Source organism: Cellulosimicrobium cellulans, from assembly GCF_042723955.1.
Taxonomy (GTDB): domain Bacteria; phylum Actinomycetota; class Actinomycetes; order Actinomycetales; family Cellulomonadaceae; genus Cellulosimicrobium; species Cellulosimicrobium cellulans_H.
The window spans coordinates 28,622-38,790 of the sequence record NZ_JBHXIC010000041.1 but is presented as its reverse complement, the minus strand read 5'-3'; the positions used below and the strand labels follow the sequence as shown (position 1 = coordinate 38,790).

The window sequence follows — 10,169 nt, the reverse complement described above, 5'->3', positions numbered from 1 at the left end:
CGCGGGGGGGGGGCCGCCCCCCCGCCGCGGGGTGGGGGGGCCCGGGCGGGGGCTCCGCCCCGGTGGCGCGGCCGCCGCGGGGGGCGCGGGGGGGCGCGCCCCCGACGCCGGGTGGCGAGGACAGGGACGACGTGGATGCCGCGCCCGTAGCGCGCGTCGTGACCGTCGCGACGCGGCTCGCGGGCACCGTCGACCGGCTCGGCGGGTGGCGCGACCACGTCGTCGCGCTCCCCGAGGGCACCGGGGCCTGGGTCGACGTGCTCACCGGGCGGGAGCACAGGTCCGGCACGGTGCGCGTGGCCGACCTGCTGGCCGACCTCCCCGTCGCGCTCCTCGTCGACCGGGTCGACGCGGCGAGCGCCGGCATCAGCACGGACGTGGCCGGCGGGCCCGCCGGGAGCGTGTCGTGACGACCGATCCGTCCAGCCCCGCGCCCGGTGCCGCCTCGCCCCGTGTCCCCCCGCCGCGGTCGACGCCCATGCTCTCCGTGCCCGGGCCGCGTCCGATCGTCTGGGCTCCGACGGCGCGCAGCGTGGAGCTGCTGCTCCCCGAGCACGGCTCCGGGACGTTCGACGCCGCCGAGCGGCGCCCGCTCCGCCTCGTCGGTGCGCACGTGCCCGGCTGGTGGGGCTACGACCACGAGCTGCCGTGGGGCACGGACTACGGGTACGCCGTCGACGGCGGCCCGGGCCGGCCCGACCCGCGCAGCCCGTGGCAGCCGTACGGCGTGCACGGTCCGAGCCGCACGTTCGACGTGGCGTTCGCGTGGACCGACGACGCGTGGGCGGGCCGGGACGTGCGGGGCGAGGTCCTCTACGAGCTCCACGTCGGCACGTTCACGCCGCAGGGCACGCTCGACGCCGCGATCGACCGGCTCGACCACCTCGTCGAGCTGGGTGTCGGCGCGGTCGAGCTCCTGCCGGTCGCGGCGTTCGGCGGCGAACGCGGCTGGGGCTACGACGGCGTGCACCTGTACGCGGTGCACGAGCCGTACGGCGGCCCGCGCGCGCTCCAGCGGTTCGTGGACGCCGCGCACGCGCGCGGGCTCGCGGTCGTGCTCGACGTCGTCTACAACCACCTCGGCCCGTCGGGGAACTACCTGCCGGAGTTCGGCCCGTACTTCACCGACGCGCACGAGACCCCCTGGGGCTCTGCGGTGAACCTCGACCGGCCGGGCAGCCGCGAGGTGCGCGAGTGGGTCATCGACAACGCCGAGCGCTGGTTCGTCGAGTTCCACGTCGACGCGCTGCGCCTCGACGCCGTGCACGCGCTCGTGGACGACTCCCCCACGCACCTGCTGGCCGAGCTCGCGCGGCGCGTGGACCGGGTCGAGCAGGAGCTCGGTCGGCCGCTCACCCTGGTCGCGGAGTCGGACGAGAACGACCCGGCCACGGTCACGGGCGTCGAGCAGGGCGGGCGCGGCATGCGCGCCCAGTGGGCCGACGACGTCCACCACGCCGTGCACGCGCTCCTCACGGGCGAGCGGCAGGGCTACTACGTCGACTTCGGCTCGGTCGCGGTGCTGCGCAAGGCGCTCACCGGCGTGTTCGTGCACGACGGCACGTTCTCCACCTTCCGCGGCCGCACGTGGGGCCATCCGGTACCCGCGGGGACCGACGGGCACGCGTTCGTCGTGAGCGCGCAGAACCACGACCAGGTCGGCAACCGCGCGTTCGGGGACCGGACGTCGGCCACGCTCGACGGCGGAGGGCTCGCCGCGGCCGCGGCGCTCGTGCTGGTCTCCCCGTTCACCCCGCTGCTCTTCATGGGCGAGGAGTGGGGCGCGTCCACGCCGTGGCAGTTCTTCACCGACCACGCCGAGCCGGAGCTCGCCGAGGCGGTCCGGCGCGGCCGGGCCGCCGAGTTCGCCGACCACGGGTGGACCGACGGCGCACCGGTCCCCGACCCGCAGGCGCCGGAGACCCGCGACGCGAGCGTCCTCGACTGGGACGAGCGCGACCGGGGCGAGCACGCGCGGCTGCTCGCCTGGTACCGCGCGCTGGTCGCTCTCCGGTCGCGGCCCGACGTGCGCTCGGGCGACCTCTCGCTCGTGCGCGTCCACGGCACCGGGGGTGCGGACGACGACGCCTCGGGCGAGGAGGCGTCGACGGCGTCGGCCCCGCACGACGGGCCGGCGTTCGTCGTGGAGCGCGGGACGGTCGCGGTCGCGGTGAACCTCGGCGGCGCCCCCCGGCGGCTCCGGCTCGCGCTCGGCGGGACCCCACGCGTGCTCGCGGCGTGGGACCCGGCGACGAGCGTGCACCGGCGCGGCGTCGACCTCCCCGCGCGTTCGGTCGCCGTCCTGGCTTGGGTGTGACTACGCTCACGCCCATGTCGACGACGAAGAAGAAGTCGAAGAAGAAGCACGGCAAGGGCTCGGCGCCCGGCTCCGGTTCCGGCTCGGCGTCGGCGGCGCTCGACGCCGACTGGGAGGTCGCCCCGACCGAGTCGCTGCGCGCGCCCGCAGGGTTCGACCTCGCCGCGTTCGACCGCGGCTCGACGCCGGGGTTCGCGGGCGACAAGGCGGCCGGCCAGGCCCTCGTCGCGCGGCACGCGGACGAGCTCTCCGAGCTGCAGGAGCGCCTGTTCGCCGAGGGCCGGTCGGGCGGCACGCGCTCGGTGCTGCTCGTGCTCCAGGGCATGGACACCGCGGGCAAGGGCGGCATCGTGCGGCACGTCGTCGGCCTCGTCGACCCGCAGGGCGTCGCGCACCGCTCGTTCGGCGTCCCGACGCCCGAGGAGCGCAAGCACCACTTCCTGTGGCGCATCCGCCACGCCCTGCCGGAGCCCGGGTACATCGGCGTCTTCGACCGCTCGCACTACGAGGACGTGCTCGTCGGGCGCGTGGACGCGCTCGCCCCTCCCGAGGTGCTCGAGAAGCGGTACGACGAGATCAACCGCTTCGAGGAGAAGGTCGTCGCGTCCGGGACGACGATCGTCAAGGTCGCTCTGCTCGTGTCCTACGAGGAGCAGCGCGCGCGGCTCATGGAGCGCCTCGAGCGCCCGGACAAGTTCTGGAAGTACAACCCGAACGACGTCGACTCGCGCCAGAAGTGGCCCGCGTACCAGGAGGCCTACCAGGCCGTCCTCGACCGGACGAGCACCGAGACCGCGCCCTGGCACGTCGTCCCGGCCGACCGGAAGTGGTTCGCGCGCCTCGCGGTGAGCGAGCTGCTGCTCGATGCGCTGCGCCGCCTCGACCTCGGCTGGCCCCCGGCCGACTTCGACATCGAGGTCGAGAAGAAGCGCCTCGCCGCGACGTGAGCCGCGGGACCGTGCTCGCTCGTGCCCGGCGTCAGCCCGACGCGCGCGCGACCGCGCGGCCGTCCTCGGCGAGCGCGCCGAGGCGGGAGAGCGCGCGGTAGTACTTCTTGCGGTACCCGCCGCGGAGCATCTCCTCCGTGAACAGGCTCCGCTCGCCCGCGTAGTCGCCCGACCCGGCGAGCAGCACCGGCACGTCGCGGTCGTAGAGGCGGTCGACGAGGACGACGAGGCGCAGCGCGGCGGACTGCTCGGTCACGGTGTGCACGTCGGTGAGCGCGACGACCTCGACGCCGTCGAGCAGCGCGCGGTAGCGGCTCGGGTGCACCTGGGACAGGTGCGCGAGCAGGTCGTCGAACCCGTCCAGCGTAGCCCCGGGCCGGCCGGCGACGGCGGCGCGCACGGCGTCCTCGGGGAGCGGCGCGGAGTCGGTGACGACGGCGCGGTGCCGGTAGTCCTCGCCGTCGACGCGCAGCACCTCGAACCGGGCGGCGAGCGCCTGGATCTCGCGCAGGAAGTCCTCGGCGGCGAAGCGGCCCTCACCGAGCGCCTCGGGCAGCGTGTTGGACGTCGCGGCGAGCGCGACGCCGCGGTCCGCGAGCTCGCGCAGGAGCCGGGACATGAGCACGGTGTCGCCCGGGTCGTCGAGCTCGAACTCGTCGATGCACACGAGCTTCTTCGTGGCGAGCGCGTCCACGGTCGCCTGGAAGCCGAGCGCGCCCACGAGGTTCGTGTACTCGACGAACGTGCCGTAGGCGCTCACGTCGAGGCCCACGGCGTGGGCGAGGGACGTGAGGAGGTGGGTCTTGCCGACACCGAACCCGCCGTCCATGTACACGGCGGGCGCGGTGGTCTTCCGGCCACCGAAGAGTCCCTTGCGCGCGGGCTTCACGACGACGGCCGCGAGCTCCTCGAGCCGCGCGACGGTGCGCGCCTGGCTCGGGTACGCGGGGTTCGCGCGGTAGGTCGAGAAGCGGGCGTCGGCGAAGTGCCGCGGCGGCAGGAGGTCGGCCAGGAGCCGTGCGGGCGGGACGGACGGGCGGACGTCGGCGAGGGCGCGCGCACGTCCGGGCACGCCGGGAGTCGCGTCGTGGGCCGACGCGCTGGCGGTGCCGGGGAGGGCTGCCGGGGCCGAGGGGCCACCGGCGACGGGCGCAGTCACGAGGATCCAGCCTACGCCTGCGGCTAGCCTGGCCGCTGTGACCTCCACCACGGCTTACTCCGACGAGCCTTCCGCGGCACCCGCCGAGCCACCGGCGGGACGCACGGACCTCCCCCCGCTCGACGTGCTCCTGCCCGCCGCGGAGCACCTGCCCCCCGACCCGCGCGAGGAGCGCCTCGCGGCCCTCTACGCGTACGGGCCGCCGTCGCGTGCCGTCCACGTGGTGCGCGCCAACATGGTCGCGAGCGTCGACGGCGCGGCGTGGGGCCCGGACCACCGATCGGGGTCCATCAACGACGACGCGGACTGGCGGGTCTTCCGGGTCCTGCGCGCGCTCGCCGACGTCGTGCTCGTCGGCGCGGGGACCGCCCGCGCCGAGGGCTACACCGCTCTCGACCGGCCGCGCGGCCTGCGGCACCTGCACGACGCCCCGCTCGAGCTCGCGATCGTGACCCGGACGGGTCGCGTGCCCGAGGCGCTCGCCCACGGCGATCGCCCGCCGTACGTGCTCACCGGGCCTGGCGGGGCCGCCACGGCGAGGGGCGACGTGCCCGCGGACCGGGTGCTCGTCGTCGGGCACGACGCCGCGGGCGCGCAGGACGAGCACGAGCCCGGTGCCGTCGACCTCACCGCAGGGCTCGCCGTGCTCGCCGACCGCGGCCTGGCCCGCGTGCTCACCGAGGGCGGGCCGACCCTCCTGGGCGACCTGCTCGCGGCGGACCTCGTCGACGAGCTGTGCGTCACCACGACCCCGACCGTCGTCGGGCGCGGTCCTGGCCGGATCGTGGCCGGGACGGCGCCGTCCGGCACGACGGCGCTCCTGCCCCGGGGCGCGCGCCTCGCCCACCTGCTGCACAGCCCCGAGGACCGGCCGGGCTCCCCCGCCGGTACGACCGCCGCGCGCTGGCTCCTCCCGCTAGGCTGACCCGCGTGACCGACACGATCCTCGTCCTGACCGAAGACACGCTCAACCCGGCCGACGTGCAGCACATCCTGTCGCTGCACCAGGACGAACAGCTCGCCTACCGGGTCCTCGTGCCCGCGGACACGGAGCGCAACGTCATCTCCGGGATCATCGACCACCTGAGCGTCGGCGAGCTCAAGGAGGCGTGGGACGAGGTCCTCGGTCGCGAGCCCTCGCCCGTCCAGGCCACCGCGACCGCCGGCGAGCAGCTCGAGCGCAGCGTCGCCGAGCTGCGCGCGGCGGGCCGCGAGGCCGACGGAGCGGTCGTCGACGACGACCCGCTGCCCGCGCTGCACAAGGCCGTCGCCGCGGACGGCGTGCGCGAGATCGTCGTGGTGACCTACCCGCACGCCGTCGAGGACACGTTCCACACCGACTGGGCATCGCGCGCACGCGAGGAGCTCCACGTCCCCGTCCTGCACCTGTACTCGGGCACGAGCGAGCTCGGCTGACGCGTCCCCGCGTACCGCGGCAGCGGCCCGGTCACTCCCCGCGGACGCGGTGCCCCGCGCGGCGGATGGTCGCGCGCGCGAGCTGGTCGGTCGAGTCGAGGTAGAGCGGGTCGGCGAGCAGGTCGTGGTCGACGGCGACGACCGACAACTCCGTGCAGCCCAGCACGATCACCTGGGCACCCCGCTCGACGAGCCGGCCCGCGACGGCGCGGAACGTCTCGATGTCGACGGGCCGCCCGGCCTTGACCTGCTCGTAGATGATCTGCGACACGAGGGCCTGGTCGGCGTCGTCCGGGACGAGCGCGTCGACGCCGTGGCGCGCGAACGCCTCCTGGTAGACGCCCGAGGCCGCGGTCCCCGCCGTCGCGAGCAGTCCCACCGCACGCAGGTCGGCGACCCTGGTCCGGGCCGCGTCGACCGTCGTGTCGATGATGGAGACGAACGGCACGCTGATCGCGTCGAGCACCTGCTGCGTGAAGTAGTGCGCGGTGTTGCACGGCATGACGAGGAAGTCCGCCCCGAACCCCTCCAGCCGCTGCGCGTCGCGCGCGAGCACCGGGCCGGGGTCGGCGTCCGAGCGCCCGAGGATGAACGCGGTGCGGTCGGGGATCGTCGCATGGTTGAGCACGACGGCGTCCACGTGGTCCTGGTCGCGCTCCGCCTCCGTGAGCTCGACGAGGAGCTGGAGGAAGTACGCCGTGGCGAGCGGTCCGACACCTCCGAGCACTCCGACGAGGGGCTGGGTGTGGTCCTGGTCCGGTCGCGGCGTCACCCGTGGATCCTACGGCGGCCCGCCCCGCCCATCGCCACGGCCACAGGTCCCGGCCCGACGACCCCCGCCGCTAGGGTGGCGGCCATGACCGTGCGCCACGTCCTGTTCGACGCCGACGGCGTGCTCCAGCACATCCCCGACGGCTGGTACGCGGCGGTCGCGCGCTACCTGGGCGACCGCGCGCACGAGTTCGTCCGCGAGACGTGGAGCGAGGACCTGCCCATGCTCGTGGGCGACGGCGACTACCTCCCCGTGCTCGCCGCGGGTCTGGAGCGGTACGGCGTGGCAGAGCCGGCGGAGGACGTGTACCGCGCGATCTGGTTCGACGCGCTCGAGGTCGTGGACGCGTCGTTCGACCTCGTGCGGGCGCTGCGCGCGAACGGCTACGGCGTGCACCTCGGCACCAACCAGGAGAGCCGGCGCGTGCCGTTCATGCGCCGGACGCTCGGCTACGACGCCGAGTTCGACACGAGCTGGTACTCGTGCGAGCTCGGCCTCGCCAAGCCGGACCCGCGGTTCTTCCGCGAGGCCGCGCGGCGGATCGGCACGGACCCGGGCGAGGTGCTCTTCGTCGACGACACCGCGCGCAACGTCGAGGGGGCGCGGGCCGCCGGCATGGTCGGCGTGCACTGGGACGTCTCGCGCGGCCACGACGAGCTCGTCCGCGTGCTGGCCGGGCACGGCGTCGTCGTCCGTGCCGGTCAGGATCGCGCGGGTGAGGGCGTCGCGGGTGAGGGCGTCGGCCCGGGCGCGCCCGTACCCGGCCCGTAGGATGGCGGACGCCCGCCGACCACACAGAGAAACGGACGACCCTCCGCGATGACGTACGGCAACGCCGAGTTCCTCCCCATCGTCCTGGGGACCAACCTCAACACCTACAACATCGCGAGGTCGTTGCACGAGGCGTACGGCGTCCGCACGCTGGCCCTGGGCCGCTTCCCCCTGCGGGAGACGGCGGACTCCCGCATCGTCGACGTGCGCACCTACCGCGACTTCGACGAACCCGAGCGCATCGTCGCGGTCCTGCGGGAGCTGGCCGAGGAGTTCCCGGGCCGCAAGCGCCTGCTCATCGCGAACATCGAGTTCTACACGAACGTCGTGATCGCGCACCGCGCCGAGCTCGAGGACCTGTACGTCATCCCGCTCGTCGGCCAGGAGCTGGCGGCGCGGCTCATGAACAAGACCGACTTCTACCGCACGTGCGCCGAGCTGGGCGTGCCGCACCCGGAGACGGTGATCGCCACGGCGGCGCACGTCGACGCCCCGGGCTTCGGGGAGGACCTGCCGTTCCCCTACCCGCTCATCCTCAAGCCGTCGGACACGGACACCTACCCGCGCCTGCAGTTCGAGGGCAAGAAGAAGGTCTACCTCGTCCAGGACGCGGCCGAGCTGCGCGACGTCGCGCGCCGCATCTACGCCGCGGGCTACACGGACGACCTCATCGTGCAGGAGTACCTCGCGGGCGACGAGTCGGTCATGCGCGTGGTCAACACGTACTCCGACCGGCACGGCCGGCTGCGGTTCCTGTCCGCCGCCCAGATCGTGCTCGGTGAGTACGACCCGAAGCTCGTGGGCAACTACAACGCCGTCGTGACGATGAAGGACGACAAGCTCACCGAGTCGATCCGGCACCTGCTCGACAGCCTCGGCTACGTGGGCGCCGCGAACCTCGACGTCATGTACGACCGCCGCACCGGCACGAGCAAGATCCTCGAGGTCAACCTGCGCCAGGGCGCTGCGAGCTTCTACACGATGGCCGCAGGCGGCAACCTCGCGCGCTGCTACGTCGAGGACCTGGTGCACGGGCGCGAGCTGCCCGAGCAGGTCACGTCGGAGGCCCGCCTGTGGGTCAACGTGCCCTACCCGGTCGTCCGGGCGCTCGTGCCGGTGTCGCTGCGCCACCGCGTGAAGAAGGCCCGCAAGCACGGCGTGTGGCACACGCTGCGCTACGCGCCCGACATGAGCCTGCGCCGCCGGGTCGACGTGTGGCGCGTCGACCTGCGCCACACGCTCGACTACGTGAAGTTCGCGCGCTCGCGCCCCTCTGCGTGACCCCGGGCAGTGCTGCGCCGAGCAGGCGGTCTCGGTTCGTCCCGCGTCGCTGACGCACCGGGACCGCCTGGTCGGCCGACAGGGATCGGCTGATCGAGGGCGTCAGGCGCCCAGGGCGGACCGTACCGCCTCGACGATCCGGCGCGCCGTCGCGACCCCGACCGTCGTGGGCAGGTTGACGACGCGCGCCACGAGGTCCTCGGTCGTCGCGAGCGCAGGGTCTCCTGGCGCGTACCCGTACGCGGCCGGGTCGTCCGGACCGGGGAACAGCGCGGGCCGGTACCACTTGCCGACGTAGAACCCGGCGGCCGTGAGCTCCCGCACGAGCCGGTCGGCGGTCGCGGCGTCGGGCGCGAAGAAGGGGAACCGGACCAGCGGCGCGCGCTCGCCGATGCCCGCCGGCACCTCGACGACGTCGGACAGCCCGCGCACGTACTCCGCGACCGTGTCGGCGCGGCGCGCCTCGACGTCGCCGCTCGACCGCAGCGCGTCGACCATCCGGCCGGTGACCCACGACGACGGCCGCTGCGGCGGGTGCGCGAGCCCGCCCCGGTTCTCCACGGGGGCGATCGCCGGCTCGTACGCGCCGACGGCGGTGAGCGCGCCGCGGATCTTCCCCGCCGCCCCGCCGGGGAGGCGGTTGAGCACGCGCACCTGCGTCCGGAAGCTGCGCGCGGCGAGGTCGAGCCGTGCGCCCACGACCGGCAGTGCGTCGAGCGCGGAGACGATCGCGGCACGCAGCGCCGGGTCGAGCGCGGGGCTCACCCAGACGGCACCCCCGAACCGCGTGGGGAGCATCTTCTCGACGCCGAACGAGTGGAACGACACGTCCGCGACGGGCGACCCGTCGGCGGCGCGCGCGAGGCGCGTCACGCAGTGCGCGCTGTCCTCCACGAGCAGCGCGCCGACGGAGCGCGCGGCGGCGCGCAGCCGGAGCGCGGTCGCGTCGTCGACGATGCCGAACGTGTTCTGGAGCACCACGGCACGGGTGGCCGGCCCGACCGCGAGCCGGTCGGGGTCGATCGCGACGGTCGCCGGCGACACCTCGGCGTAGACGGGCCGCAGCCCGGCGACGAGGACGGGGTCGACCGCCGTCGAGCACGTGAACACCTGGGTGACCACGTCGCCCGCGCCGCGCGCCTCGGCGAGCGCCCGGAACACGACCTCCATGCCGTAGCGGGCCTTGAACACGAGGAACCAGTCGGCCGGGTCGGTGCCCGTCCGGTCGGCGAGCATCCTCGTCGCGGTCGCGTCCTGGGGGTGGCGGCTCATCGTTCTCCGTGTCGTCCGGCGGCAAGGGTGGGGCCGACGCAGCGGCCCGCCTGGCCAAGCCTGCCACGTCGGGCGGCACGCCCGGGCCACGCGGCCGGCGTCGGGCCTGACCAGGGAGGGCGGATGCGCCCCAGCGGCGGGCGGCCGCCCCGCCCCGCCCGCCCCCCCCCCGCGGGGCGGCCGGGGCCCCTCGGGCCGGCGGCCAGCGGGGGGCGCCGCCCCCCCCCCGGGCTG

General features: G+C 75.1%; 10 protein-coding genes. 7 read left to right on the top strand and 3 right to left on the bottom strand.

Annotated features, from left to right (window positions below; translation table 11 throughout):
* Positions 1–131: 131 nt before the first annotated feature.
* From ACFWH7_RS12620 to ACFWH7_RS12610, 3 genes are all read left to right on the top strand, one after another.
* Complete coding sequence (locus ACFWH7_RS12620; RefSeq protein ID WP_378216849.1) at positions 132–410, top strand: hypothetical protein; 279 nt, start codon at positions 132–134, stop codon at positions 408–410.
* Positions 411–478: 68 nt separating this feature from the next.
* Positions 479–2,317, top strand: a complete 1,839-nt coding sequence (treZ, locus tag ACFWH7_RS12615; protein WP_378216848.1) for a malto-oligosyltrehalose trehalohydrolase — start codon at positions 479–481, stop codon at positions 2,315–2,317.
* A 14-nt stretch (positions 2,318–2,331) separates the two neighbouring features.
* A complete protein-coding gene (locus ACFWH7_RS12610; protein ID WP_378216847.1) occupies positions 2,332–3,264 on the top strand; it encodes a PPK2 family polyphosphate kinase in 933 nt (310 codons plus the stop codon).
* 31 nt (positions 3,265–3,295) lie between these two features.
* Here the strand turns inward: ACFWH7_RS12610 and zapE are convergent, their stop codons facing one another.
* Positions 3,296–4,336, bottom strand: a complete 1,041-nt coding sequence (zapE, locus tag ACFWH7_RS12605; RefSeq protein ID WP_378216850.1) for a cell division protein ZapE — start codon at positions 4,334–4,336, stop codon at positions 3,296–3,298.
* 124 nt (positions 4,337–4,460) lie between these two features.
* Here zapE and ACFWH7_RS12600 point away from each other — a divergent pair, with 124 nt between their 5' ends.
* Positions 4,461–5,348 (top strand): dihydrofolate reductase family protein, encoded by an 888-nt coding sequence (locus tag ACFWH7_RS12600; RefSeq protein WP_378216846.1) that lies wholly within the window; start codon positions 4,461–4,463, stop codon positions 5,346–5,348.
* A gap of 5 nt (positions 5,349–5,353) precedes the next feature.
* Positions 5,354–5,839 carry a hypothetical protein gene (locus ACFWH7_RS12595; protein WP_378216845.1) on the top strand — a complete coding sequence of 162 codons (486 nt, stop codon included), beginning with the start codon at positions 5,354–5,356 and terminating at the stop codon, positions 5,837–5,839.
* 31 nt (positions 5,840–5,870) lie between these two features.
* Here the strand turns inward: ACFWH7_RS12595 and cuyB are convergent, their stop codons facing one another.
* Positions 5,871–6,611: a cysteate racemase gene (gene cuyB / locus ACFWH7_RS12590; protein WP_378216844.1), complete on the bottom strand. Its 741-nt coding sequence runs from the start codon at positions 6,609–6,611 to the stop codon at positions 5,871–5,873.
* An 84-nt stretch (positions 6,612–6,695) separates the two neighbouring features.
* Between cuyB and ACFWH7_RS12585 the strand changes: the two genes are divergently transcribed.
* A complete protein-coding gene (locus ACFWH7_RS12585; RefSeq protein WP_378216843.1) occupies positions 6,696–7,382 on the top strand; it encodes an HAD family hydrolase in 687 nt (228 codons plus the stop codon).
* A 48-nt stretch (positions 7,383–7,430) separates the two neighbouring features.
* Entirely contained in the window at positions 7,431–8,663 is a 1,233-nt protein-coding gene (locus tag ACFWH7_RS12580) for a carboxylate--amine ligase (RefSeq protein WP_378216842.1), read from the top strand.
* Positions 8,664–8,765: 102 nt separating this feature from the next.
* On the opposite strand, the gene ACFWH7_RS12575 is transcribed toward ACFWH7_RS12580, so the two are convergent.
* Entirely contained in the window at positions 8,766–9,935 is a 1,170-nt protein-coding gene (locus ACFWH7_RS12575) for a DegT/DnrJ/EryC1/StrS family aminotransferase (RefSeq protein ID WP_378216840.1), read from the bottom strand.
* Positions 9,936–10,169 lie beyond the last annotated feature (234 nt).

Excerpts from the sequence above, each read along its gene's own strand:
- ACFWH7_RS12585 (WP_378216843.1), top strand. The coding sequence starts at position 6,696 with ATGACCGTGCGCCACGTCCTGTTCGACGCCGACGGCGTGCTCCAGCAC.
- treZ (WP_378216848.1), top strand. The coding sequence starts at position 479 with ATGCTCTCCGTGCCCGGGCCGCGTCCGATCGTCTGGGCTCCGACGGCG.
- ACFWH7_RS12610 (WP_378216847.1), top strand. The coding sequence starts at position 2,332 with ATGTCGACGACGAAGAAGAAGTCGAAGAAGAAGCACGGCAAGGGCTCG.
- ACFWH7_RS12580 (WP_378216842.1), top strand. The coding sequence starts at position 7,431 with ATGACGTACGGCAACGCCGAGTTCCTCCCCATCGTCCTGGGGACCAAC.
- ACFWH7_RS12575 (WP_378216840.1), bottom strand. The coding sequence starts at position 9,935 with ATGAGCCGCCACCCCCAGGACGCGACCGCGACGAGGATGCTCGCCGAC.